Raw genomic sequence first — 25,834 nt, 5'->3', positions numbered from 1 at the left:
TGTGGAGCACTAGTGTGCTTGCTATCAAGGTTCGCATGAGCGCTCGTCGACGCCGCGAGCACCACCGGCGAATCCATCTAGGAATCCCAATCCGCTTGCCCACAACATCGGCTCCAGGACAATCCGATCGTCCCGTGCGCTGTGAATACCGACTGAAGCTTGTCAGCTATCAAAAGGCGCGTGCTCGATGAGATCGCACAGGTTTGGGCAGGAGAAGCCGTGCACGTGGCGGTGTCCGATGTCGACGAGCCCCGTGCCAATCGCGGTATGAGGCTTGCGGGCTACCACCGCGGTCAATGCTTCGATGAACGCCGCCTTCATGCCCGCGCGCGGATACAGCTCCAGAATTTCGTCGACGAGCGAGGGCGTGATTTCGTCGAGACGAAGCCCAAAAATGTCGACATGTGTGCCGAAATGAATCAGTGCAACTTCTGGTTGCTTACGGTCCGCAATTCCTGCTGACGTGTGCAGCGCAATCGCATCCCAAACCAGATCAACCTTGTCGGTAGGGTAGTGGTTGGTTTCGAGAAAGCGACTAGCGGCATCTGCGCCGTCAACTTCGAATCGCTGCTCACCGGCGTATTCAGGCGTCAGTCCGAGGTCGTGCAACATGGCTGCGAGATACACCAGCTCCCGGTCATATTTTAATCCGCGTTTTTTTCCGATGAATTCGGCGAACCACCATGTCCGGTACACGTGATGCAGCAACGCGGGCGAATGGATCTTTTCGACCAGGGACGCCGCTCTGTGTGCAAGTTGGGAGTCCGGGGCGGTGACTCCTCCAACCGTTACTGGGCGTTTCATTGCTTCCTCTCTTCCATGGTGGGATTGCAGTTCAGGTCGTTCCCCCGCGTCGGGGAGAACGCCACACACGTGCGACGCGAATGATGGACATGTCGTTCGTCATAACACCCAGTTTTCCATATTTCACTTCAACTCCACCCAAAGAGGGCGACGTCGAGTTTGATTGCGCGAACTTGTCTGTGCGTCACCCTGACGCCCGCGCCGCTCTTCAAAACCGCCACGCCATCGTTTCGGCTAGCATGCACTGCCCGTCGGAACGTCAACGCCTGGTGCGAAGTATACGCCTTCGTGGAACCTGGCCTGCAGCGCAAGGCGCTTTGCCTGCTCGCGCGTCAGACCGCGAGTGGCACAGGCATTTATGCTTTCTCGCCGTGTCCTTGTTCACAGCTGTCTGTCGCTGCAGGTGCGTTGCTGCCCGTACCAAGCAGCGCAAGAATCAGGATTGCAATCGAGCGTCGCGTCGAATTTCCTTTCCGATCTACTCTTGTTTACCGCACGGCGGGGCACCGGGGGAGGAGGGCGGTTCGCGTACTCCCGACCGCGCGTGCGCCTGTGCGACGGCGGCACGACAGCATCGCCGGGTCGCGGCAACCGGCGGTCCAACTCGTCCAGTGCGCTCGCGGGCACCGTCTGCGCAAGCAGTTCATGTTCGCCTTCCACTGACTGTTGCACTGTCATGTTGAAGAGTCCCGCGAGCCATCCGCGTGCGCTTGTGTCGGACACCTGTTCGACGACCTTGATTTCCGTCACCATCCACGATTGAGGCGTAGCCAGAAATCCCGGCCGAGTTCGCTTCGATCTGATCCAGCTCGGCTTGCGATGCGCGTGCCGACCGCAGTGCTGACGCGAGCGTCTCATTCGCATCGAGGGCTTTTGCCGCGTGCTCGCGCAACCGCCGTCTGAAGTAAAACACCTGGTTCGGTCTTGCGTTATTCCGAATTTCACCGAGTATCCGGGAAAGTTCGGCGCGAGCCAGAAGCTGCCGCTGGCGCGCATTGCTTTCGTCAGCGAAGCGATACTCGAACAGTTGCATCCATTCGTCCTTCTGTGCCTCGATGGCATTGGTGAACGCGGAAACGGTGCGAAACTCGATATCCGCGAAAGAGACGCGGTGTTGCAGGTGTCCGCCTTGCGAATGAGCCGCGCACGATCAATCGAGCCCGACTCGTAGACGTCAGCGTTGACGGTTCCGAAATCGACCAAAGGCATACCGAGGCTAGGGGCGTGGTTTAACTGGTCCGACAGACTTCCGGTGAGTCCCGTCGAAGGTTGACTCGGCGTCATGACGCTCGACATCAGTGTGCATCATTCCGAATCCTGCAGAGGGGCCGACGCGCACAGAAACACCATCGTTTGCCGTCAGCAACTTGCTGGTGAAGCCACCTTCGGCGGCAAGACCGTACCCGCGACTCTGATGATCGATTCGGAGGAAGTCGATGGCCACGCTGTCGTCTTCGTCGAAAACGGCCGCCAACCTGTTCCATGTATCTTCTGCATTGCCGGGGACTTTTCGGAATGATCTGGCATCCTGCGGCAATGTGCTGATCCGCCGCCGCAGATCATCGAGCCGCTCTTGTTCCAGCCGCGATGATGGCCTGGCATTCGCATTGATCAACCGCCGCGCTTCGTGCGCGATATGCACCAGCGCCACCTTGTCGATCACATGACCCTCGCGACGCTCAAGCGGTACTGTCTTCCAATACAGCAGCGTGGCCATCCGAAGCGCCATGTCGAAGCGATCGTCGGCCGTGCCGGCTTCGAGGAGGACCTCGGGCTTAAGCAGGCGGCGGGCGATGCAGTCAAGTACCGCGTCCAGCCGCTGGTTGACCTCGGGGATAACCTTCGACCACTGCGGCCGGTTTATCCCTTGCGCGCCGTGACGGAGTTGCCGGAAGGCCGACTTGTTTCCCGGCATGGGTTTGCGGGCAGAGCAAAGATGCCTCCGTCTCCGCCAGCAATGGTGGTGAAACCCCGCAGAGTCTAGGCTGTGCGGGGTTTTTGTTTTTCGGCGACCGCTGTTTCGTTTCCTCTCACTGCCAGTTATGCAGGCATCCTGATCACTGCATGGCGCTCTGAACCCGGGTCGCTTAGAACGCGTGCCGCAACCCCACCATGCCGACGAACTGAGACGGGCCCGACGACGGCGTCGTGTTCTGCGAGTCGCCGACCACCGCGATCGCGTCGGCGATGGTCACGCCGCTGCCCGACGCGATCAGCGACTTGCCACCCGCATGCTGATAGGCCTCGAGCGCGTACAGCGTGGTGCGCGTCGACAGGCTATAGGTCTGTTCGAGAGAGATCTGATGATAGTGCGCCGGGTCGGTGATGCCATTCGCCTGGCTTGCCTGCGTGAAGCTATAGCCGCCGCCGACGGTCACGCTCGGTGTGATCCGGTACGTCGCGATCGCGCCGTACGTGTTGAACACGGCCTTGTCGAAGAACAGCGAGCCGTGGCCCGGCGCGTACTGCACATTCGAGTAGTTGACGCCCACCATCAGATCGTGCCACGTGTAGCGGCCCGCCGCGGCGAACAGCTGCGCGCTGCGCGCGCTCGCATAACCGTTGTTGACCGGCGAGTTGATCGCGAAGCTGCCGAGCGCCGCGCTCGTCGCGATGTCCTTCAGCTTCACGTAGCCGGCTGCGAGCGATACCGGCTGGAAGTCATAGCGCAGTGCCGCGCTGAACAGGCTGCCGTTCGCGACGCTGCCGGGCACGCCACCGAGACCGTACTGCGCACTTGCCTGCAGGCCCGCGATCGTCGGTGATAGATAGGTAACCGAATTGTTGAAGCGCAGCGTCGTGTCGAGGGCGTCGAGATCGCCCGGGTGCGCGCCGGTCGCGCCGGTCAGCACGCCGGTCGGTCCGAGTGCGCCGACCATCTGGAAGTAGGGCGTGTACTGGCGACCGAGCGTCACGGTGCCGTAGCGGTCGTTCGCGAGGCCGACGTAGGCCTGGCGGTTGAACAGGTAACCCGCGGTACTTTGCGCGCCGGTCAGCGAATTGAAACCGCTCTCGAGCCGGAAGATCGCCTTCGTGCCACTGCCGAGATCTTCCGAGCCGAGCAAGCCGAACTTGCTCGCCTGCAGATTGCCCTGGCTCATGTAGAAGTTCGAATGCCCCTTCTGGTTGCTGGCATAGGCGAACGCATTGTCGACGACGCCGTACAACGCGACGCTGCTTTGCGCCGACGCGCTGGTCGATAACGCGGCGCCCGCGAACGGCAGGCAGCAGAGGACGAACGCGCGGGTGCGCGCGCGCTGGCTGATTTTCATGATTGGGACGTCTCCAGACTGAAGGGACGGCCTGATCCCTCAGGCCGGTGCGGTGTGTCGTTCAGTGCCTAGTAGCGCGAGTCGGTGCTGTGTGTCAGTGCGGCAGCGAAATCGTCAGGCAGCGCCAGCCGTTTGCGGTGTGGTCGGCATCGAGCGTGCCGTTCGTGCAGGCGATCGCGCGTGTCTCATGCATTGGCACGAACACACGCACTTGCAGCTGCGTGCGATGCTTCCATTGCGGACGCTCGAGCGTCACGCGCAACGTGTTTGCGTCACCCGTCAGCGTGACGTTCCAGCGGCCTTGCTCGCCATTGCGCCAGGCTTCGGTCTCGCCGTCGTCCTCGATCGAGCCGCCTTGCGCGGTGCCCGCGCCGGCATGTGGCACCGCGAGGAATGCGCGCTCGTCGGCGGGGCGGCCGAAATGCTGCTCGGCGATGTTGAGCGGAATCACGCTGCCTTCGCGCAGCAGGAACACCGGACGCTCGATAGGCGCGGGCAGTGTGACGGTCTGGCCGCCGTCGAATGCTTCGCCGCTCCAGTACGACACCCAGCGCGAACCGGCGGGCAGATACACGTCGCGCGTGCTCCGGCCCGGATCGACCACCGGCGCGACCAGCATCGACGAGCCGAGCATCATGTCGTCGCCGTCGACGAGGCAGCGCGGATCGCGCGGAAACTCCGCGAACAGCGGCCGCAGCACCGGTTCGTACGCGCTATGCGATTGCCACAGCAGCTCGTACAGGTAAGGGATAAGCCGATAGCGCAGCTTGATCAGGTCCGCCACGTGCCGCGTGACTTCCAGATGCATCCACGGCTCGTTGACGGTGCCGTCGTCGTTCCACGAGTGAATCGAAAAGCGCGGCAGGAATATGCCGAACGCGACCCAGCGTGCGAACAGCTCCGGCTGCGGCGCCGGACCCGAGAAGCCGCCGATGTCATGGCCGCTATTCGACACGCCCGACATCGCGAGCCCGAGGCCCATCTTCAGATTGAAGCGCAGCGTTTCCCACGACGTGTAGTTGTCGCCCGACCACGTCTGTACATAGCGATGCATGCCCACGCCGCCCGAGCGCGATACGAGGAACGGACGCATATCGGGCGCATGCTCGCGCTGCGCGTCGTGCGACGCGCGCATCATCAGCTGCGTTTGCAGCACCTTAGCCTGATGTGCCGGATACGGCTTGCCAAAGCCGCGCGCAATTGCATGCGGCGACCAGATCTCGAACTCGTTGTTGTCGTTCCAGGTGGCCGCGATGCCATATTCGAGCAGCGCGTCCTTCACGCGCGCCTTCCACCAGTCGATCGTCGCGGGATTCGTGAAGTCGAGATACGCGCCGACTTCGTCCCAGAACTGCACCCATGCGGGCCCGCCATCGCGCGCTTCGATCAACAGGCCGGCCTGCGCGACGTCGTCGAACGCGGGGTGATCCTGCAGCAGACACGGTTTGATGTTCGCGCATAGACGCACGCCGTGATCGAGATAGCTCTGTATGAAGCCTTCGATGTCAGGAAACTTCTCGCGGTTCCAGTTGAACACATAGCGCTTCGGCCCGATCGACGTATAGCCCGATGACAGATGGAACGAGTCGCACAGCACGTCGTGCTCGCGGCAGCGCTCGATGAATTCGCCCATCTGCTGTTGTGCGTCCGGCGCGTCGGTGTAGCTCATCGTCGAGCCCGAGTAGCCGAGGCCCCACTTCGGCATCCACGCGGGACGTCCGGTGAGCCACGTGAAGCGGCGCACCGCGTCGAGCGGCGAGCCGGGCGACGCGATGAAGTAGTAGTCGAGATCGCCATGCTCGGCGATGAAGTGCCGATAGCGACCGTGATAGTTGTCGAGCTCACGGCCCATGTCGAAGCGGCAATCGGCGAGCGTGTCGTAGAACAGGCCAAAGCCGGTCGACGTCTGCGGCTGCCACGTCACGTAGAACGGGATGTGTTTGTATAGCGGGTCCGTGGTGCGTGCGCTGTAGCCCATCGCGTCGATGTTGCGCATCTCGTAGCTTTGCTGCGCGCGATCGAGCGAGCCGGCACGCTCGCCGAGGCCCACGTACATTTCGTCGCGGCGCCGCTCGACGTAGTGATAGACGCGCGAGTCCCACCAGCCGAAGTTGTACGCCTGGGTCTTGCGATCGCTCATTACGCGATGCCACATGCCTTCGTGCAGGATGTCCCATGCGCAGGCGCCGCCTTCGAGCGCGACGCTCACGCGTACGCGCGCCGTTTCGATCGCCACGTGGCCGGCTGCTTCGTTCACCGTGAACGGCGGCGGCGTAAAGCCACTCAGGTCGCGGCGCTCGCGGCCTTCGAGCGGCACGTCGTCCGCGCCGGGCGCGATCGCCCACGTGCGCGGACCGTGCATTTCGCCGTCCGGCAGCACGAGCACGCGGATGATGTCCTCGGCGAGCACGAATAGCTCGATGCGGCAATTCGGCTGCGCGCTCAGCACGACCGGGTTGGCCGCGGGGTTGCCAGCGTTGGAGGCGAGTGCGAAGCGCGGCGGATGTTTGAGATTGATCTGTGAACGCATGACGAGTCTTCGAGGGAGGTCAGGTAGCGGTGTTGACGCTCAGGTCGGCGCGGCGCGCGCGGCCGTGGCGCGGCACACCGCGCATCAGGATGATCAGCAGCGCCGCGCCGATGATGTCGAACGCGCCGAGCGCGCCGAACAGCGGCGTGTAGCCGATCGAATCGGCGAGCGCGCCGACCATCAGCGAGAAGCCGAGGCCGCCGATCCACGCGGCCATGCCCGCGAAGCCGGCGACGGTGCCGACCTCGCCGGGATCGAATACGTCGGCGGCGAGCGTGTTGACGAGCGCCGAGATCATCTGGTGCGCGAAGCCGCCGACGCAGAAGAGGGCGATCGCCTGGTACGGCGACGCGACGAGACCGATCGACGCCGGGCCGAGCATCATCAGCGCGCCGAGCACCACGCCCGAGATACGCGACCAGATCAGCGGCACGCGAAAATGCTTCATCAGGAACGGCGACAGATAGCCGCCGAACAGGCCGCCGAGGTCCGCGGCGAGAAACGGCAGCCACGCGAACAGAGCGATTTCCTTCAGATCCATATGACGCTGCGTGGCGAGATAGAGCGGAATCCAGAAGCTAAACGTTTGCCACGCGGGTTCGGCGAAAAAGCGTGCCTGCGCGATCGCCCAGAAACGGCGCGTGCCCAGTACTTCACGCACGCTCGCGCGGCGGGCCGCGGGCGGTGCCTGGCCTTCGACGATCGCTGTGCGCTCGGCGTCACTCACGCGCTTGTGCTCGGTGGGCGAGCGGTACAGCACGAACCATGCCGCGGCCCAGAAGAAGCCGAGCGCGCCGGTCACTGCAAACGCGCTCTGCCAGCCGTAGCGCAGCGACAGGAACACGACGAGGGGCGGCGCGAGCAGCGAGCCGAACGAGGTGCCCGCGTTGAAATAGCCGACCGCGACGGATTTCTCGCGATCGGGAAACCATTCGGCGACGACCTTCATGCCGGCCGGAATCGCGACCGCTTCGGACAGACCCATGAAGCCGCGCAACGCGGCGAGCGAAAACCAGCTGCCCGCGAAGCTATGGAACACGCCGGTCAGCGACCACAGGCACGCGAACAATGCGAAACCGAGGCGCAGGCCGATCAGATCGATGATGAGGCCGCAGACGGGCTGCATCACCGTATAGCCGACCTGGAACGCGCCGACCACGTACGAGTACTGCCGCGTGTTCATGTGCAGCAGCTTCATCAGCTCGGGCGCCATCACGCCGAGCGCGTTGCGCGACAGATAGTTGACGATCGTCCCAACGCAAACGAGGGCGATGATCCACCAGCGCAATCCCTTGATCGTTTTCAAAATCAGTCTCCGTAGCGCATTGAGCGGTTGCCTCCGAGGCGGCGCTCGGAAATGCGCGAATTCGAACATTTATTGGTCTTCAAGGAGGTCATCCTACCACTTGGAACCCGGCTAGATATTCGGGAAAACCAGAGCACACGCGGCATTTTTCATTGATTTTTCGAGATAATTTGGTAATCTTTCTCAGAATTTTTGAGAGGTGATCGGATGACTGCGATCCGAAATGCGAGCGTGAATGTTCTTTCGAACATGAAATGTTCGTTTGCGGTAAGCCTGACAGACCTCAGCCGCCGGCCCCGCCGGAAGCGTTTTTTTTAGCGCCGTATGGCGGATGTAACCAGACATTACGCCGCAGCCGGTCAGGCGATTTTCAGCATCAGTTATTACAAAGTTGAAATACGCGTGTTCCTGCCTTGCGTTATATTTCCGCCAACAAAACATGTTCGTACAAAGGTGATCAATGAAGTCCGTTCGTCTTGTTCCGCTTATGCTCGGGGTGTTCACGTTGGCTGCATCGGGTGCCGCGATGGCCGCGGGGCTCAACGTCGGAGTCAATATCGGCATTCCCGCGCCGGTCTACGTCGTACCGGCTCCGGTCTACGCACCGCCGCCGCCTCCGCCGCCTCCCGTCGTCTATCAGCCGGCTCCCGTGTACTACGGCGGTCCGCAGATCGTGATCGGCTGGCATGGCGACCGTTACTGGGATGGCAGTCGCTACTGGGCGCGCGACGACTGGTATCGCCACCATCCGCCGGGCCACGGCGACTATTGGCGCGGTCACTACGACCAGCATCGCGGCTGGCACTGAGCCGGCACCGCGGCGCGCTAACTGGCCGCTGCGACATCAGAACCGCCCTTCGAGGGCGGTTTTTGTTTTCTGCGCTGAAACATCGATAACTGATGCGTTTCGTCGCAGTGGCCCGCCGGATCGCGCAAGCTAATTGGGTAGAATTCCCCACATCGCCACTGCCCACTTACCAGCACGACTCCATGACAACTGGCTCGCGACGGGTTCAAACGCCTGAGGGACTTCGACACAGCGTGCTCCACGGACCCTTGCGCGCCGCGTTCGCCGTCGCGCTGCTGTGCGCGAGTCTGCTCGCCGCGCCGCATGCGCATGCCGTCCATGCGATCGCGCAATACGGCGAGCCGAAATATCCGGCGGGCTTCAAACACTTCGACTACGTCAATCCCGATGCGCAGAAAGGCGGCACGCTCGTGCTCGCGAACCCGAGCCGTCTGACGAGCTTCGACAAGTTCAATCCGTTCACGCTGCGCGGCAATGCGGCGCCGGGCCTCGAATTGATGTTCGAGAGCCTGACGATCGGCAGCAGCGACGAAGTCGCGTCGGCTTACGGGCTGCTCGCTGACGACATCGTCGTCGCGCCCGACGGCCTGTCGGTCACGTTCCGCATCAATTCCCGCGCGCGCTTTTCGAACGGCGAGCCCGTGACCGCCGACGACGTCAAGTTCTCGCTCGATACGCTGAAGAGCCCGCAGGCCGCGCCGCAGTTCGCATCGCTTTTCAGCGAGATCAAGGGCGCGGTCGTCGTCGATCCGGCCACGGTGCGCTTCGAGTTTCGCGAGCGCAATCGCGAGTTGCCGCTGCTCGCAGGCAGCATGCCGGTGTTCTCGCGCAAGTGGGGGTTGAAGCCCGACGGCAGCCGCATTCCGTTCGATCAGCTTGCGTTCGAAAAGCCGATCGGCAGCGGGCCGTATCTGATCGACAGCTTCGACAACGGCCGTACGATCACGTTTAAGCGCGACCCGAACTACTGGGGCGCCGATCTGCCGGTGCGCGTCGGCATGAACAACTTCGATCGCATCGTCTACAAGCTGTATGCGGATAGCACCGCGCGGCTGGAGGCGTTCAAGGCGGGCGAGTACGACGCGCTGGTCGAATACATCGCGCGCAACTGGGTGCGGCGTGACGTCGGCAAGAGGTTCGACAGCGGCGAGTTGATCAAGCGCGAGTTTGCGCAGCACAACGGCACCGGCATGCAGGGCTTTTTCCTGAACACGCGCCGGCCGCTGTTCCAGGACGTGCGGGTGCGCAAGGCGCTCGATCTCGCGCTCGACTTTCAATGGCTGAACCGCCAGCTGTTTTTCAGCCAGTACACGCGCATCGATAGCTATTTCGCCAATACCGGATGGCAGGCGAAGGGGCTGCCGTCGCCCGGCGAGCTCGCGCTGCTCGAGCCGTTTCGCGCCCAGCTCGACCCGGCGGTATTCGGGCCGCTGCCGAAGCAGGCCGATACCGATCCGCCCGGCTCGCTGCGCGCGAATCTGCTAGAGGCACGCGATCTGCTGCAGCAGGCCGGCTGGACCTATCGCGACGGCGCGCTGCGCAACGCCGAGGGCGAGCCGTTCCAGTTCGAGATACTCGACGACGCGGGTTCGGCCTCGTCGATGGAGCCGATCATCGCGACTTTCACGCGCAATCTGCAGAAGCTCGGCATTACCGTGAACTTCCGCACTACCGACTTCGCGGTCTATCAGAAGCGGCTCGACGCATTCGATTTCGACGTGACGACGATTCGGATGCCCGACGTCCAGGTGCCGGGCTCCGAGCAGATCACCCGCTTCGGCAGCAAGGCCGCCGATACCCCCGGCTCGGACAACGCGATCGGCCTGAAGTCGCCGGCCGTCGACGCGGTGTTGAACGCGCTCGTACACGCGCAAACGCGCGAGCAGCTGACCGACGCTGCGCACGCGCTCGACCGTCTGCTGATGCATGGCTACTATGTGGTGCCGCACTGGTACAGCGGCACGCATCGCGTCGCGTACAAGCGCGGACTCGCGTGGCCGAAGACTTTGCCGCTGTACTATGGCGCGGAGGGCTGGATCACGACGATGTGGTGGTACGAAGATCCGCAGGCGCATGCGCACACGGCCAGCGCCGACTGATCCGCAGACCCATCGCCCCCACCAACGCGTTCGCACTGGAACACCGCCTATGTGGAGCTACATCCTCAAACGCCTGCTGCTGATGATCCCGACGCTGCTCGGCGTGCTGACGCTGACCTTCGTCGTGATCCAGTTCGTGCCGGGCGGTCCCGTCGAGCAGATGCAGCACGAGTTGCGCAAGGGCGCGGAGGGCGCCTCGCCGTTCGGGCTGCGTTCGCATAGCGGCGTCGATGCGCAGCAGATCGCGCAACTGAAGCAGCTGTACGGCTTCGACAAGCCGCCGCTCGAACGCTACGGGCTGATGCTCAAGCGCTTCGCGACCTTCGATCTCGGCCAGAGCTATTTCCGGCATCAGAGCGTGTGGTCGCTGATCGTGTCGAAGCTGCCAGTGTCGATCAGCATCGGCCTGTGGACGTTCTTTCTGACCTATCTGATATCGGTGCCGCTCGGCATCGCGAAGGCGGTGCGCAACGGCTCGCACTTCGATATCGCGACGAGCCTCGTCGTGCTGGTCGGCTACGCGATTCCGGGCTTCGTGCTCGGCGTGCTGCTGCTCGTGCTGTTCGGCGGCGGCACCTTCCTGCAGCTGTTTCCGCTGCGCAACCTCACGTCCGACAACTGGGGCCAACTGAGCCTCATCGGCAAAATCCTCGACTATCTGTGGCATATCACGTTGCCGATCACGGCGTCGGTGGTGGGCAGCTTCGCGGTCGTCACGATGCTGACGAAAAACGCATTCCTCGACGAAATCCGCAAGCAGTACGTGCTGACCGCGCGCGCGAAAGGTTTGTCCGAGCGGCGCGTATTGTGGAAGCACGTGTTTCGTAATGCGCTGCTGCCGCTGATCGTCAATTTCCCGGGTGCTTTCATCGGCGCGTTCTTCACCGGCAGCCTGCTGATCGAAACGCTGTTCTCTCTCGACGGGCTCGGCTTGCTGTCGTATGAATCGGTGATGCGGCGCGACTATCCGGTCGTGCTCGGCACGCTGTATCTGTTCACGCTGATCGGCCTCGTCACGCGACTGATCTCCGACCTGTGTTACGTGTGGGTCGATCCCCGCATCCAATTCGAACAACTGGAGCGCTGATGAATCGAGCCCGCCTTTCCGCCGATGCGGCGGCACGCACCGAACCCGCGCGCGCACTGATGTCGCCGTCGCCGGCGCGTCGCGTGTGGCAGCGGTTTCGCCAGCAGCGTCTCGGCTACTGGAGCCTGATCATCTTCGTCGTCGCGTTCGCGGCGAGCCTCGTGGGGCCGCTGTGGTCGAACGACAAGCCGGTCGTCGTGCGCTATGACGGTCATCTGTATTTTCCTCTCGTGAAGACCTACGCCGAGACCACCTTCGGTGGCGACTTCCCGACGCCGACCGATTACCTCGATCCGTACATCCGTCACCGCTTCGACGCGCCGGGCAACTTCGCGCTGTATCCGCCGAATCATTACTACTACGACACGCTCAACTACTTCTCGAAGGCGCCCAACCCGGCGCCGCCGTCGCGCGAAAACTGGCTCGGTACCGACGACCGCGGCCGCGATCTGTTCGCGCGTCTGCTGTACGGCTTTGGCGTGTCGGTCGTGTTCGGCCTCGTGCTGACCGTGATCAGCACGATAGTCGGCATCGTCGCGGGGGCGGTGCAAGGTTACTTCGGGGGGCGAACGGATATCGTCGGGCAGCGCTTGATCGAAGTCTGGAACGCGATGCCTCAGCTTTATCTGCTGATCATCTTTTCGTCGATCTTCGAGCGCAGCTTCGCGTTGCTGATCGTGCTGCTGTCGCTGTTCAACTGGATCGGCCTGTCCGATTACGTGCGCGCCGAATTCCTGCGCAATCGCCAGCAGGACTATGTGCGCGCCGCGCGCGCGATGGGCCTGTCGCATTGGCAGATCATGTGGCGTCACGTGTTGCCGAACAGTCTGACGCCGGTCATCACGTTCCTGCCGTTCAGCATGAGCAGCGCGATTCTCGCGCTGACGAGTCTCGACTTCCTCGGCCTCGGCGTGCCGCCGCCGACGCCGAGCTTGGGCGAATTGCTTGCTCAGGGCAAGGCGAATCTCGACGCATGGTGGATCTCCATGTCAACCTTCGGCGTGCTGGTGGCGATGCTGTTGCTATTGACCTTCATGGGCGACGCGCTGCGCAACGCGCTCGACACGCGTATCTCCGATGCGATACACGCCGGAGGTGGCCAATGAGCGCGCTGCCGCAAATCGATCCGCCATCGACGGATATGCCGCTGCTCGAACTCGACCATCTGCGCGTTGCGTTCGGCGACACGGTGGCGGTCGACGACGTCACGCTCGCGATCGCGCGCGGCGAGCGCGTCGCGCTCGTCGGCGAGTCGGGTTCGGGCAAGAGCGTGACCGCGCTGTCGGTGCTGCGCCTGCTGAACGACGCGCAGGTGAGCGGCGCGATCCGCTTCGATGGTGAAGATCTGCTCGTGAAGAGCGAGCGCTCGATGCGCGGCCTGCGCGGCTCGGACATCGCGATGATCTTCCAGGAGCCGATGACCGCGCTCAACCCGCTGTACACGATCGGCGACCAGATTGCCGAGACGATCGTCGTGCATGACGGCGTCAGCGTGGCCGAGGCGTGCCGGCGCGCGGTCGCGTTGCTTGCGCGCACCGGCATCACCGAACCGGAGAAGCGCGTCAACAGCTATCCGCATCAGCTGTCGGGCGGCCAGCGGCAGCGCGCGATGATCGCGATGGCGCTCGCCTGCCGGCCGCGCCTGTTGCTCGCCGACGAGCCGACCACTGCGCTCGACGTGACGATTCGCGCGCAGATCGTCGAACTGCTATTGGAGTTGCAGCGCGACGAAGCGCAAAAGCGCGGCATGGCCGTGCTGCTGATCACGCACGACCTGAACCTGGTGCGTCACTTCGCGCAGCGCGTCGCGGTGATGGAGCGGGGCGTGCTGGTCGAAACCGGCACGGTCGAGCAGGTCTTCGAGGCGCCGCGCCATCCGTATACCCAGCGGCTGCTCGCCAGCCGGCCGCAGCGCGAGGTCGCGCCGGTGCTGCCGATTTCGCCGGTGCTGCTCGAAGCTCGCGACGTGTCGGTCGACTTCAAAACGAAGCTGCCGGGCCTGCGCGGCTGGTTCGGCGCGGGGCGGTTTCGTGCGGTCGACTCGGCGAACGTGTCGGTACGCCAGGGCGAGACGCTCGGGATCGTCGGCGAATCAGGGTCGGGCAAGTCGACACTCGCGATGGCGCTGCTCGGTCTGCAGCGCACCGCGCACGGCGAGATTCAGTTTCAGGGCAGGGCGCTCGCGAGCTATCGCGGCGCAGAAAAGACCGCGCTGCGCTCGAATATGCAGGTTGTCTTCCAAGACCCTTTCAGTTCGCTTTCGCCGCGGCAGACGATCGAGCGGATCGTCGGAGAGGGGCTCGCGCTGCATCGGCCGCAGATGACGCCACAGGCGCGGCGCGACAAGGTGCTCGCGGTGCTGCGTGAAGTCGGCATCGACCGTACCGCGCTGTATCGCTATCCGCATGAGTTTTCGGGCGGGCAGCGGCAGCGCATCGCAATCGCGCGCGCGCTGGTACTCGAGCCGCGCGTGCTGATCCTCGACGAACCGACCAGCGCGCTCGACGTCTCGATTCAGCAGCAGGTGCTCAAGCTGCTCACCGGTTTGCAGCACAAGTACAACCTCGGCTTCGTGTTCATCAGTCACGATCTGGAGGTGATCGGGGCGATGGCGCACCGCGTCGTGGTGATGCAAAACGGATCGATCGTCGAGACCGGCGAAGTCGAGAAAATTTTTGCGGCACCGGCGCATCCTTACACGCGAAAGCTGCTGAAAGCGGCGCTTGATCGTTGATTTTTCACCGTTTCACCAATTGAGTGCGCGTCGCGATTGATTTTTTCTATTCCTTTTGACACGCAAATACTTACTGGCTAGTATCGACCAAACTTTTTCGTAGACGTCTGATTTTTTGGCAAAAACTACCGACCAATGCAGCACAGAAACTTCACCCAGGCTTGCACGCGCGTCGTCGCCGGGATGTTCATTGGCGTCTTGATGGCAGCAGCTCCCGGCGCATTCGCCGATGAAGTAAGCGGTTTTAATCAGAATGCCTCGTATCCGGCCACCAACGGCTCGGATCCTCTCTCCCTCCTCACTCCGCAACCCAAGGCTGCTAGCACCGAGAGCAGCGGCGCCAAATCATTCCTTTCCGGTATGGCCGGCAAAGCGGGTGACGTGGTAGTCGGCGCGCTGAACATGATCGGCGTTCGCTACCGTTGGGGCGGCAATACACCAGATTCAGGGCTTGATTGCAGCGGTTTCGTGCGCTACGTGTTCCAGGACACGCTCGGCCTCGCGCTGCCGCGTCGTGCCGAGGAAATGAGCCGGATGGGCGAGAAGGTGCGCGTCAGCGACCTGAAGCCGGGCGATCTGGTGTTCTTCAATACGATGCGCCGCACGTTCTCGCACGTCGGCATCTATATCGGCGACAACAAGTTCGTGCACTCGCCGTCCACCGGCAGCACGATCCGCGTCGACGACATGGACGACGGCTACTGGGAAAAGCGCTTCACGGGTGCGCGTCGGATCGAGACCTCGTATCAGGCCGACGATCTGCGCAAGCGCGTGACCGCGACGATCAGCGGAAATAACTGATTCCGCGCTGAGTCCGGCGATAAAAAAGCCTGCTTCTTTCGAAGCAGGCTTTTTGCATTTGATGCGCGAATTTTGCCTTGGTGGCGCACGGCGACGGTGCGCCACGAAGTTTTCAGGCGCCCATGCGGCGCGCGGCGAGCTTGCGCTGCAATTCGGGCATCATCTTCGCGACCGCTTCCTCGCCGGCGAGGATCGCCGCGTTGCGCTGCGAGAAATCACTGCCGCTCATCGCCGCGAGATTCGGCCGGATCACCACGTCGGCGTACTTGTCGAGCTCGTAGGCCTTGATCGTCTGGCCCATGATCGTGAAGGTCTGCATCAGCACGTCGAACGAGCTCGTGGTGAGGCCGGTCTCCGGCCGCTGCGAGATATCGACGGCGATGACGAAATCCCCGCCCATCTTGCGCGCGAACGACGCCGGTACGGGGCTCACGAGACCCCCGTCCACATACTCGTGGCCGCCGATCTTCACCGGCTCGAAAATCGACGGTACGCTGCACGACGCGCGCACCGCGGTGCCGGTGTTGCCGCGCTGGAACAGGATCGGCTGGCCGGTTTGCAGATCGGTCGCGACTACGCCGAGGGGCCTCGCCATCTTCTCGATCGGGCGGTTGTTCAGCGTCGTGTTCAGGTAGTTCTGCAGCGCGACGCCCTGCAGGAAGCCGCGCGTACGAAACGGCATCGCCCAGTCGCTGATCGACGCTTCGTCCATCGACAGCGCGAGCTTGTTCAGCGCGAAACCGTTCATGCCCGACGCGTACAGCGCGCCGACCACGGAGCCGGCGCTCGTGCCGGCGATCAGGTCGATCTGGATATTGCGCGCCTCGAGCGCCTTGATCACGCCGATGTGCGCAAAGCCGCGCGCGGCGCCGCCGCCGAGAGCGAGCGCGACGCGAACCGGTTTCTGCTGCGCTTTTTCAGGCGGCGCAACGGCGGGCGTCGCGGTGATGGGCGCGCCATTGAGTTGGCCGTTGGTCGTGGTGCAGGCGGCAAGCACCGCGGATGCGGCCGCCAGCGAAAAGCTGCGGCGGCTCAAACTTGGGGATGAGGGTTTCAACGAGTTCTCCAGCTACGGCGCGGGCGACGCAGGCGGCGTCGCGCGTACCGCGATCAGGCTGAGGTCAGGCCAGGCGTATCGCCGGCGGCGATTCCGCGCGCTGGAGAGTGTCCCGTTCCTATCGGATCGATGTGCGGGGCAAGCCCTTATATCAGCGCGCGCACATCTTAATGCAAACGATCGGCGCGCGCGGTCCGCTGTAATGAAACGTTGCAGAGGAAGTATTCGGAACTGGGGCCGCGTCTTTTCAAGATGAGTTCGGTGAGCGGAGGGAAGGTGCCTGCGCAGGTGTCCGGACGCCGTTTGCCCATGCGCCTCAGGCCGTTCGGACGAGGGCGGCAACCCGCGGGCGGAAGGTATAATTCGCCTCTTGCATCTATTTCCCTCGTGGCCGTGCGCGACATCGCGCGCAGCATGGGCACGCTTCGCTGCCGCGCTTCGCAGCCATGTTCGCTCGAGCGCCGGCGCCTGTTTTCCGAGTAACCGCTAATGACCACCTCCGTTCGTACCCGTTTCGCACCGAGTCCCACCGGCTTCATCCACCTGGGCAACATCCGCTCCGCGCTGTATCCGTGGGCGTTCGCGCGCAAGATGAAAGGGACCTTCGTGCTGCGGGTCGAGGACACCGACGTCGAGCGCTCCACCACCGAATCCGTCGACGCGATTCTCGAGGGCATGGCATGGCTTGGTCTCGATTTCGACGAAGGCCCGTTCTACCAGATGCAGCGCATGGACCGTTACCGCGAAGTGCTGAAGCAGATGCAGGACGCCGGGCTCGTCTACCCGTGCTACATGTCGACCGAAGAGCTCGACGCGCTGCGCGAGCGTCAGCGCGAAGCGGGCGAAAAGCCGCGCTACGATGGCACGTGGCGCCCGGAGCCGGGCAAGGTCCTGCCGGAGCCGCCCGCGGGCGTGACGCCGGTGCTGCGCTTTCGTAATCCGCTGACCGGCGTGGTCGCGTGGGACGACGCGGTGAAAGGCCGCATCGAAATCTCGAACGAAGAACTCGACGACCTCGTGATCGCCCGTCCGGACGGCACGCCGACGTATAACTTCTGCGTCGTCGTCGACGATCTCGACATGCGCATCACTCACGTGATCCGCGGCGACGACCACGTCAACAACACGCCGCGGCAGATCAACATTCTGCGCGCGCTCGGCGGCGAGCCGCCGGTGTATGCACATCTGCCGACCGTGCTGAACGAGCAGGGCGAGAAGATGAGCAAGCGCCACGGCGCGATGAGCGTGATGGGTTATCGCGATGCAGGGTATCTGCCGGAAGCGGTCGTCAACTATCTGGCGCGCCTCGGCTGGTCGCATGGCGACGCGGAGATTTTCACGCGCGAGCAGTTCGTCGAGTGGTTCGATCTCGAGCACCTCGGCAAGTCGCCGGCGCAGTACGACCATGACAAGCTGAACTGGCTCAACGCGCACTACATCAAGGAAGCCGACAACGCACGCCTCGCCGAACTGGCGATACCGTTCTTCGCGGAGCTCGGCATCGACGAAGCCACACTCGCGCAAGGTCCGGATTTGACGGGCGTGGTGGGCCTGATGAAGGATCGTGCGTCGACAGTGAAGGAAATTGCGCAGAACTCCGCGATGTTCTATCGCACGCCGGCACCCGATGCCGAGTCGCTTGCCCAGCACGTGACCGACGCGGTTCGTCCGGCGCTCGCTGATCTGGCCGCTGCATTGAAGACGGTCGAATGGACCAAGGAGGCGATCGCCGCCGCGCTGAAGGCTACGCTCGGCGCGCACAAGCTGAAGATGCCGCAGCTCGCGATGCCGGTGCGTTTGCTGGTGGCGGGTACGACGCATACTCCGTCGATCGATAGCGTGCTCATGCTGTTCGGTCGCGACGTCGTCGTTGGCCGTATCGAAACAGCGCTTGGCTGATCAGCTGCGGGCGTGCGTGACAGGGTTTCGCACGCCTTCGGAAAAATCGCATGTAATTGCTCAAAGGGTATTTACAAACCGCAGATCGCCCTCTAGAATCTCGTTTCTCTGATGTGCGCGGGGGTATAGCTCAGCTGGGAGAGCGCTTGCATGGCATGCAAGAGGTCAGCGGTTCGATCCCGCTTACCTCCACCAACACAGCAGAGAGAAGTTAAAGTGGTTAAGAAGTCTGAAAGTTGTAGAAAAAAAGACTTCACAAATCACTGAAACGTAGTTAAAATATCGGTCTTCGCAGTTGACGTTAAAAAGCTCGGCGAATTAACTGAAAAGTTAGGGCGAGCTGAATAAGTCGAAAGCGAATTAAGACGGATCTGAAAAGATTTTGTCCCCTTCGTCTAGAGGCCTAGGACATCACCCTTTCACGGTGAGTACAGGGGTTCGAATCCCCTAGGGGACGCCAAACATCAGCGTCGCTTTAGTATTCGAGTAGTAGTAAAGCAGCGCAGCTTGCAGAGAATTAACCGACGCTCGCAAGCAGGGTGTAAAGACTGGAGTGGTAGTTCAGTCGGTTAGAATACCGGCCTGTCACGCCGGGGGTCGCGGGTTCGAGTCCCGTCCACTCCGCCAGACAAAGCCCGTTCATACGTACCTGAACGGGCTTTTTCATTAAAGGTGTAAGCAGTACGTTGTCCCCTTCGTCTAGAGGCCTAGGACATCACCCTTTCACGGTGAGTACAGGGGTTCGAATCCCCTAGGGGACGCCAGAACATCGGCGTCGTTCGGTTGGAAGTTTGAACGGTGCAGCAGGCTGTGAGCATGGCTCGCAGACTGCGATGCAAAATCTGGAGCGGTAGTTCAGTTGGTTAGAATACCGGCCTGTCACGCCGGGGGTCGCGGGTTCGAGCCCCGTCCGCTCCGCCAGATTTGAGAAAGCCCACTTCACAAGAAGTGGGCTTTTTTTATTTCGGCTGCCCGTTGCCGGCCGCCTCGCGGAAAGGTCGGGACAAACAGCCATTGCCAGCGCGCGCGGCCTGTTTTACCGTTGATCCGACTCATCCTCGCGGTCCTGCCATGTTCGATCCAACCGAAGCCCCGTCACCGTTTCATCTGCGCACGGCAAGCATGGACGATTTCGAGTTTGCCGAGGCGCTGACCCGCAACAACATGGGCGGCTATTATCGCCGGCATCATCTGGTCTGGCGCAGCGATCTGTTTCTCGGCAGTTGGCGGGAATCGGAGAATTTCATTCTCGAAGTGGATAGGGTGCCGATGGGCGTGCTGCGTATCACCGAGGAGGGTGATTCGCTGCATATCCGCGACGTGCAGATTGCCGAAGGATATCGGCGGCTTGGCGCCGGTACGTTTCTTCTCGACATCTCGCATCAATGGGCGCGCGAGCGGGGGCTGCGCGAGTTGCAGTTGCGCGTGTTCGTCGATAATCCTGCTGCGCGGCTCTATCAGCGCAAGGGCTATAAGCTCGCCGGGCCGCGGCTCGCGCAGCTAGGCGCAATCCGTCATCTGGCGCGGCGGGTTTGAGGCCGGGTCTGCGTGGATCGCCGACTCGCACCGCCACGCATCGAAGTTCACCGCTCGGCAACATCGGCCGAACCGGCTTGATCCTGTGCCGTTTCATCATCCGCTTGCGCATCATCATGCTCGCCGTTGCTTGCGCGATGCTCGGCGCCTCGGTCGATAAACGCGCGTGGACTCGCGCCGAACGCGCGCCGGAACATCGCGGAGAAGGCGCTTTGGCTCTGATAGCCCAGTTCCTGCGCGACATGCGACAGCGGCCGTCCCTGGCTCAACAAGGGAATGGCGCGCGCGAGGATCGCCTGCTGACGCCACTGCGAAAAACTCACCCCCAGCTCCTGACGAAACAGCCGCGCGATCGTCCGCGTGCTCGCGCCGACCGTCGACGCCCACTGTTCGAGCGGCTCGCCATGCATCGGGTCGGCGATCACGGCCTCGCACAGCGCGCGCAGGCGCTTTTCGCTGGGCATCGGCACGGACAGCGGCAACGGCTCGGAGCGCGTCAGTTCATCGAGAGCGAGCGCGCCGAGCAGTTGCTCGCGTGCGGCGGACAGGCCAGGCGTATCGAGCGCGGCAATCACCTCGCGCAACAGGTTCGATACTTCGACGACGCGCGGCGTATCGAGCCCGGCCGGCACCGTACTCTCAGTGATGTACAGCGTGCGCAGGAACGCATCCTCGACGGCGACCACTTCGTGCGTGACATGCGGCGGCAACCAGATCGCGCGCGATGGCGGCACCATCCACGTCGTGCCCGTTGTCGCGACGCGCAGCACGCCGCGCGACGCATATGCGACCTGCGCCCATGCATGCGTATGACGCGCGATATGCCAGCCCGCCGGCATCGGCCGCGAGCGCACGCGGATCGGATGGGTGTCGTTCGGCGCGAACTCGGGCGGTATGTCGGCGAAACGCACGCGGCTCAACGGGTTAGACTCGGCGGACGAGGGCATGGCAAGGTCGATTCGGATAACGGAGCCGGCAAGGGCGAAACGCGGTCGAGGCCATTCACCGGCGCGGGTTCCAAGCATTGTAGATCGTGCCTGGTTGCTGATGCCGTCGGGCCACCGTTGCATAATGTCCCGATGGCCCCCGAGCCACCAACCTCACCTCTGACCACGGAGACTCAACGACGATGCAGACCGTCTTTGTCTATGGCACGCTGCGTGCCGGTGAAACCAACGACATCAGCGAAGCCGCCGCGCGCAACGACCTCCCCGCGCCAAGCCTGCTCGGCAGCACCACGGTGCGCGGCCATCTGTTCGATTTTGGCGACTATCCGGGTCTCGTCGTCGACGAAGCGGGCGTCGACGTGGTAGGCGACGTCTATGAAATCGACGATGCGCTCGTCGCCGTGCTCGACGAAATCGAAGCCGTATATCCGGGTGTCGACGAGCGTTTTCTGGCCCGCGAGGTGATGGTCAAAGTAGACGGAAACGTCGTGAATTGCCGCTTCTATCCGGTTGTGCCGAACGCGGTAAAAGGGCTGCCCGAAATTCGTTCGGGAGACTGGGTCAAACATCGGCGCACGCGCTGAGCCGGTGCGCGCAAGCGGCCAATAGAGCAGCGCGCCACGTATGTCCGCGGCGCGCCGTCATTCAAGCTGATGCGATCGCCAGGCTCGAGCAGGCACGAGGCGCCCGAGCCCGCGTCATCGACACCATCAAATCTCTTCGTAAAGCGGCAGCGTCAGAAAATCGGTGAACTGCTCCGCGGTCGACATCTGCTCGAAGATCTGCGCGGCGCGCTCATACGGCTTCGTATCTCCGCCCACCGTCTGTTTGACCTTGTCGAGTTCCTGCCCCGCGAGCGCGCGCACCAGTTCGACCGTCACCTTGCGGCCGTCATCGAGCTTGCCCTTCGGCGAGCGGATCCACTGCCACACCTGCGAGCGCGAAATCTCGGCGGTGGCCGCGTCTTCCATCAGGTTGTGAATCGGCACGCAGCCATTGCCCGCGAGCCACGAACCGAGGTAGTGGATGCCGACGTTGATGTTGTTGCGCAAGCCCGCTTCGGTGATCGGCGTTTCCGGGCGGAAGTCGAGCAGATCGGTCGCGGTCACGAGCACGTCGACGCGCTGCTTGTCGATCTGGTTCGGCCGGTCGCCGAGCACCTTGGCGAACTCTTCCATCGCGACCGGCACGAGACCCGGATGCGCGACCCAGCCGCCGTCGTAGCCATCGCCGGCGTCGCGCGCCTTGTCCGAGCGCACGCCGGCCATCGCCTTGTCGTTCGCGGCCGCATCGTTCTTGATCGGAATCAGCGCGCTCATGCCGCCGATCGCCGGCGCGTTGCGGCGATGGCAGGTCTTCAGCAACAGCAGCGCATACGCCCGCATGAACGGCGAGGTCATCGTGATCTGCGAGCGATCGGCGAGGCAGAAGTCGCGGTCGCTCTTGAACTTCTTGATCGCGGAGAAGATGTAGTCCCAGCGGCCCGCGTTCAGGCCCGAGCTATGTTCGCGCAGCTCGTACAAGATTTCGTCCATTTCGAACGCGGCGACGATCGTCTCGATCAGCACCGTCGCGCGAATCGTGCCACGCGGCACGCCAACGGCTTCCTGCGCGGCGACGAAGATGTCGTTCCACAGGCGCGCTTCCAGATGGCTCTCCATCTTCGGCAGATAGAAGTACGGGCCCGAGCCGCGCGCGATCAGCTCCTTCGCGTTGTGCACCATGTACAGCGCGAAATCGAAGATGCCACCCGACACGCGCTTGCCGTCGACTTTCACGTGTTTCTCGTCGAGATGCCAGCCACGCGGACGCACGATCAGCGTCGCGGTCTTTTCGTTGAGCCGGTACGACTTGCCGTTCTGTTCGAGCGAGATCGTGCGGCGCACCGCGTCCTTCAGATTGATATGACCGGTGATCTGGTTGTCCCAGCTCGGCGCATTCGAATCCTCGAAGTCGGACATGTAGGAGTCCGCGCCCGAATTGAGCGCGTTGATGATCATCTTGCGCTCGACAGGTCCGGTGATCTCGACGCGCCGGCACTGCAGATCCTGCGGCAGCGGCGCGATCTTCCAGTCGCCTTCGCGCACGCTCTTCGTGGCGGCGAGGAAGTCGGGCCGCTCGCCCGCGTCGAGTTGCTTCGAACGTTCGACGCGCGTCTGCAGCAACTGCTGACGACGCGGCTCGAACGTACGGTGCAAGGCCGCGACGAGTTCCAGCGCTTCGCGGGTGAGGATCGCTTCAAAGCCGGGCTTGATGTCGCCGGTGATTTCCATGCCTTGCGGCAACGACAGCGGATTAGCCATGTTTTCTCCTTGGTCGGTCAGATTGCAAAAGTGCGCAGGTTGAAAACGGGAGTGGGTTCCCGAAAGCGAGGGGGCGTCATACGCGCGGGCTGGCGCGCTTGCGGCCGCCACTGCCATGAGTTTTGGGTTGACGGCCGCCGCCCGAGCGCGACGACGTCGAGAGCGTCTGCAGAAAGCCCAGCAGATCGTTCATGCCGCCGCCGGTGCCATGCGGGCTCACGCCAAGCTCTTCGACGGGCAGGTTCTGCCGGTTCAGCCAGAACGTCGTGAAGCCGAACCACGTCGCGCCCGCGACGTCCCAGCCGTTCGCCGACACGAACACGATCTCGCGCGCGGCCACGCCGAACGCATCGGGGCCGAGCGCATACGCGGCGGGCGCGGGTTTGTACGCGCGCACCGCATCGACCGACAGCACATGATCGAAGAGGGCGCTCATGCCGGCGCTCTTGACCGCGATGTCGAGCATTTGCGGATTGCCGTTGGACAGAATCGCGAGCCCGAGTCTGAGCCCGCCACGCGGCGCGGCAGCGGGCTCGCGCAACGTGCGCAGCACCGGCACCGCGTCGGGAAACGCCGATAGGCACGCGTATTCGTCCATCAGACGCTTTTCGGCCGAGCGGCCGAGCGTGAGCTGCAGTCTTTTCGCGGCGAAGCGCAGTGCGTCGAGCGTGATGTCCCAGAACGGGCGGTAGTGTTCGCCGGGGGCGTCGCTGCGCGCGGCGAGCGTGCGCAGCTGCGTGTATTCGATCTGCTTCTGGCGCCAAAGCTGCGACAGCGCGTCGCCGTGTCCGGGGAATAGTTGCTCCGCTGCGGCGATCACCGAATGCACGTCGAACAACGTGCCGTAGGCGTCGAAAATCACAGCTCGCGGTGAGGGTGTCGTTGTGGCCGACATTGCCATGCGCTCCTGTCAGAGGTCGGGATCGATTGTATTGGTGACCTTAGGTGCTAAAAATAGGCTAAAGATCACTTGATCTTTTACTTTCATATACCTAATCTCGCACACAACCCTCACTCTTGCGCCGATTTCATTGGTTCGCACGGCGCGCATCGTTCATGGACCGTTTCAAGCAGATCGAGACCTTCGCCACCGTCGCGGCCAAAGGCAGCCTGTCCGCGGCGGCGCTCGCCGAGGGCGTCGCTCCCGCGATCATCGGCCGGCGCATCGACGCGCTCGAGGAGCGCCTCGGCGTCAAGCTCTTGGTGCGCACGACGCGCAAGATCACGTTGACGTTCGAAGGCTCGGCATTTCTCGAAGACTGCCAGCGCATCCTTCACGACATGCAGAACGCCGAGGCGAGCGTGTCGGCGGGCGGCGTCAAGGCGAGCGGCCATCTGCGGCTGTCGGCGCCGGCCGGCTTCGGGCGCCGGCACGTGGCGCCACTGGTGCCCGCATTCACTGTCGCGCATCCGGACGTGTCGATCACGCTCGATCTGTCCGATCGTCTCGTCGATCTCGTCAACGAGGGCTTCGATTGCGCGGTGCGGCTCGGCGAGTTGCCCGATTCGTCGCTGGTGTCGCTGAAGCTCGCCGAAAACCGCCGCGTGTGCGTCGCGTCGCCCGCGTATCTGAACCGGCGCGGCGCGCCGCACAGCCTCGCCGAGCTCGCGCGCCACAACTGCCTCGCGCTCGGCGCGAGCGCGAACCAGCAGCGCGGCTGGATGTTCCAGCACGACGGCAAGGTCGTGTCGATCAAGGTGTCCGGCACGATGGAATGCTCGGACGGCGCGGTGCTGCACGAATGGTGTCTCGCCGGACACGGACTGGCGTGGCGCTCCTGGTGGGAAGTCGGCGCGGACCTCGCGGCGGGGCGCCTCGTCACGGTGCTCGACGAATTCGCCGCGCCGCCGATCGGCATCCACGCGGTGTTCCCGCAGCGCCGTCATCTGCCGCTGCGGGTGCGGCTGTTTCTGGACTTTCTCAAGCATACGTACGGCGAACCCGGTTACTGGGACTGACGCGCCAATCTCCAGACGGACGCAATTACCCGCATTCATACGCATTACAATCGTTCCGGGCAGCCTGCACCCTGGGCTTTGTTGGACGCTGACGCCGTGCAGCGCGCTGCCGGCGACGGAGGGCATCATGTTCAGGCACATCCTGGTTCCGACCGATGGTTCAGATCTTTCACGCAAGGCGATAGCGGGCGCGATCGATCTGGCGCAGGCCGTGGGCGCCCGCGTGACCGCGTACGCATGTCTGCCGCAATATCCGTACTCGCCGTTCTCCGATGTCGCGGTCGAACCACCCGGCGAGTTCCTGCAACGCAGCGAGCGCGAAGCGCGCGTGCATCTGCGCGAAGTCGAGCATGCGGCCCACCGCGTCGGCGTCCACGTCGAGAGCCGCACGAGCGTGCATCCGGCGCCGTATCTCGGCATCATCGAAGCGGCCGAGCAGGGCGGCTGCGACGTGATCTTCATGGCGTCGCATGGGCGGCGTGGGCTCGGAAGCCTGTTGATCGGCAGTGAAACGCAGCGCGTGCTCACGCATACGAAAATTCCTGTGATCGTCTATCGCTGATTCGCTTTGCGCCGCCGGCGGCGTGCCGGCATCCGCGGCCTTCAAAAAAAACGCACCGGCGGCGAAGCCGGCGCGTTCAGGTTCGCCGCACGCTTGCCGTGCTGGCTTCTCTCAGACCCCGGCCGCTGGC

Annotated in this window: 21 protein-coding genes and 5 tRNA genes; 16 read left to right on the top strand and 10 right to left on the bottom strand. The window is 63.2% G+C overall.

Features of this window, described 5'->3' with window-relative positions; all coding sequences use genetic code 11:
- Positions 1-162: 162 nt before the first annotated feature.
- The 6 genes from AB3X96_RS31090 to AB3X96_RS31065 form a co-directional block, all read right to left on the bottom strand.
- Positions 163-804 carry an HD domain-containing protein gene (locus AB3X96_RS31090; RefSeq protein WP_368592699.1) on the bottom strand — a complete coding sequence of 214 codons (642 nt, stop codon included), beginning with the start codon at positions 802-804 and terminating at the stop codon, positions 163-165.
- Between the two features lie 643 nt (positions 805-1,447).
- Positions 1,448-1,837 carry a hypothetical protein gene (locus AB3X96_RS31085; protein ID WP_368592698.1) on the bottom strand — a complete coding sequence of 130 codons (390 nt, stop codon included), beginning with the start codon at positions 1,835-1,837 and terminating at the stop codon, positions 1,448-1,450.
- 183 nt (positions 1,838-2,020) lie between these two features.
- Positions 2,021-2,719, bottom strand: a complete 699-nt coding sequence (locus tag AB3X96_RS31080) for a hypothetical protein (RefSeq protein WP_368592697.1) — start codon at positions 2,717-2,719, stop codon at positions 2,021-2,023.
- A gap of 172 nt (positions 2,720-2,891) precedes the next feature.
- Complete coding sequence (locus AB3X96_RS31075) at positions 2,892-4,076, bottom strand: porin (RefSeq protein ID WP_368592696.1); 1,185 nt, start codon at positions 4,074-4,076, stop codon at positions 2,892-2,894.
- A 94-nt stretch (positions 4,077-4,170) separates the two neighbouring features.
- The gene (locus AB3X96_RS31070; protein ID WP_368592695.1) at positions 4,171-6,606 is read right to left on the bottom strand and encodes a TIM-barrel domain-containing protein; all 2,436 of its coding nucleotides are present in this window, start codon (positions 6,604-6,606) and stop codon (positions 4,171-4,173) included.
- A 19-nt stretch (positions 6,607-6,625) separates the two neighbouring features.
- A complete protein-coding gene (locus AB3X96_RS31065) occupies positions 6,626-7,912 on the bottom strand; it encodes an MFS transporter (RefSeq protein ID WP_368592694.1) in 1,287 nt (428 codons plus the stop codon).
- A 460-nt stretch (positions 7,913-8,372) separates the two neighbouring features.
- Between AB3X96_RS31065 and AB3X96_RS31060 the strand changes: the two genes are divergently transcribed.
- The 6 genes from AB3X96_RS31060 (at position 8,373) to AB3X96_RS31035 (ending at position 15,441) form a co-directional block, all read left to right on the top strand.
- The gene (locus tag AB3X96_RS31060; RefSeq protein ID WP_368592693.1) at positions 8,373-8,720 is read left to right on the top strand and encodes a hypothetical protein; all 348 of its coding nucleotides are present in this window, start codon (positions 8,373-8,375) and stop codon (positions 8,718-8,720) included.
- 182 nt (positions 8,721-8,902) lie between these two features.
- The gene (locus tag AB3X96_RS31055; RefSeq protein ID WP_368592692.1) at positions 8,903-10,819 is read left to right on the top strand and encodes an extracellular solute-binding protein; all 1,917 of its coding nucleotides are present in this window, start codon (positions 8,903-8,905) and stop codon (positions 10,817-10,819) included.
- Positions 10,820-10,868: 49 nt separating this feature from the next.
- On the top strand, positions 10,869-11,906 hold the full coding sequence (locus AB3X96_RS31050; protein ID WP_176108251.1) for a microcin C ABC transporter permease YejB: 1,038 nt from the start codon (positions 10,869-10,871) through the stop codon (positions 11,904-11,906).
- On the top strand, positions 11,906-13,012 hold the full coding sequence (locus AB3X96_RS31045; RefSeq protein WP_368592691.1) for an ABC transporter permease: 1,107 nt from the start codon (positions 11,906-11,908) through the stop codon (positions 13,010-13,012). The genes AB3X96_RS31050 and AB3X96_RS31045 overlap by 1 nt, the downstream gene beginning before the upstream one ends.
- Positions 13,009-14,640, top strand: a complete 1,632-nt coding sequence (locus AB3X96_RS31040; protein ID WP_368592690.1) for an ABC transporter ATP-binding protein — start codon at positions 13,009-13,011, stop codon at positions 14,638-14,640. Before AB3X96_RS31045 ends, AB3X96_RS31040 begins: the two co-directional genes overlap by 4 nt.
- A gap of 135 nt (positions 14,641-14,775) precedes the next feature.
- Entirely contained in the window at positions 14,776-15,441 is a 666-nt protein-coding gene (locus tag AB3X96_RS31035; RefSeq protein ID WP_368592689.1) for a C40 family peptidase, read from the top strand.
- 112 nt (positions 15,442-15,553) lie between these two features.
- Here the strand turns inward: AB3X96_RS31035 and AB3X96_RS31030 are convergent, their stop codons facing one another.
- Positions 15,554-16,498 (bottom strand): patatin-like phospholipase family protein, encoded by a 945-nt coding sequence (locus tag AB3X96_RS31030; RefSeq protein WP_368592688.1) that lies wholly within the window; start codon positions 16,496-16,498, stop codon positions 15,554-15,556.
- A 489-nt stretch (positions 16,499-16,987) separates the two neighbouring features.
- Here AB3X96_RS31030 and gltX point away from each other — a divergent pair, with 489 nt between their 5' ends.
- The 7 genes from gltX to AB3X96_RS30995 all read left to right on the top strand — a co-directional run bounded on the left by gltX (position 16,988) and on the right by AB3X96_RS30995 (position 19,933).
- Positions 16,988-18,397: a glutamate--tRNA ligase gene (gltX, locus tag AB3X96_RS31025; RefSeq protein ID WP_176108256.1), complete on the top strand. Its 1,410-nt coding sequence runs from the start codon at positions 16,988-16,990 to the stop codon at positions 18,395-18,397.
- A gap of 119 nt (positions 18,398-18,516) precedes the next feature.
- Positions 18,517-18,592 (top strand) — tRNA-Ala (locus AB3X96_RS31020).
- A gap of 189 nt (positions 18,593-18,781) precedes the next feature.
- Positions 18,782-18,857, top strand: a tRNA-Glu gene (locus AB3X96_RS31015).
- Between the two features lie 90 nt (positions 18,858-18,947).
- A tRNA-Asp gene (locus AB3X96_RS31010) sits at positions 18,948-19,024 on the top strand.
- Positions 19,025-19,085: 61 nt separating this feature from the next.
- Positions 19,086-19,161 (top strand) — tRNA-Glu (locus tag AB3X96_RS31005).
- A gap of 80 nt (positions 19,162-19,241) precedes the next feature.
- Positions 19,242-19,318: transfer RNA gene (locus AB3X96_RS31000), tRNA-Asp, on the top strand.
- Positions 19,319-19,468: 150 nt separating this feature from the next.
- A complete protein-coding gene (locus AB3X96_RS30995) occupies positions 19,469-19,933 on the top strand; it encodes a GNAT family N-acetyltransferase (RefSeq protein ID WP_176379191.1) in 465 nt (154 codons plus the stop codon).
- A gap of 47 nt (positions 19,934-19,980) precedes the next feature.
- On the opposite strand, the gene AB3X96_RS30990 is transcribed toward AB3X96_RS30995, so the two are convergent.
- On the bottom strand, positions 19,981-20,880 hold the full coding sequence (locus AB3X96_RS30990; RefSeq protein ID WP_176108258.1) for a helix-turn-helix domain-containing protein: 900 nt from the start codon (positions 20,878-20,880) through the stop codon (positions 19,981-19,983).
- A gap of 182 nt (positions 20,881-21,062) precedes the next feature.
- Here AB3X96_RS30990 and AB3X96_RS30985 point away from each other — a divergent pair, with 182 nt between their 5' ends.
- Entirely contained in the window at positions 21,063-21,464 is a 402-nt protein-coding gene (locus tag AB3X96_RS30985) for a gamma-glutamylcyclotransferase (protein ID WP_176108259.1), read from the top strand.
- Between the two features lie 126 nt (positions 21,465-21,590).
- Here the strand turns inward: AB3X96_RS30985 and aceB are convergent, their stop codons facing one another.
- Together aceB and AB3X96_RS30975 are read right to left on the bottom strand one after the other, a co-directional pair.
- Positions 21,591-23,183, bottom strand: a complete 1,593-nt coding sequence (gene aceB, locus AB3X96_RS30980) for a malate synthase A (RefSeq protein ID WP_368592687.1) — start codon at positions 23,181-23,183, stop codon at positions 21,591-21,593.
- Positions 23,184-23,259: 76 nt separating this feature from the next.
- Positions 23,260-24,078: a haloacid dehalogenase type II gene (locus AB3X96_RS30975; protein WP_368592686.1), complete on the bottom strand. Its 819-nt coding sequence runs from the start codon at positions 24,076-24,078 to the stop codon at positions 23,260-23,262.
- Between the two features lie 161 nt (positions 24,079-24,239).
- Between AB3X96_RS30975 and AB3X96_RS30970 the strand changes: the two genes are divergently transcribed.
- Together AB3X96_RS30970 and AB3X96_RS30965 are read left to right on the top strand one after the other, a co-directional pair.
- Positions 24,240-25,142, top strand: coding sequence for a LysR family transcriptional regulator (locus AB3X96_RS30970; RefSeq protein ID WP_176108262.1), 903 nt, complete (start codon positions 24,240-24,242; stop codon positions 25,140-25,142).
- A 127-nt stretch (positions 25,143-25,269) separates the two neighbouring features.
- Positions 25,270-25,704: a universal stress protein gene (locus AB3X96_RS30965; RefSeq protein WP_018435495.1), complete on the top strand. Its 435-nt coding sequence runs from the start codon at positions 25,270-25,272 to the stop codon at positions 25,702-25,704.
- Positions 25,705-25,834 lie beyond the last annotated feature (130 nt).

The sequence above is a fragment of the Paraburkholderia sp. BR13439 genome (assembly GCF_040948805.1).
Taxonomy (GTDB): domain Bacteria; phylum Pseudomonadota; class Gammaproteobacteria; order Burkholderiales; family Burkholderiaceae; genus Paraburkholderia; species Paraburkholderia youngii.
This window is presented reverse-complemented; position numbering and strand designations above follow the sequence as displayed.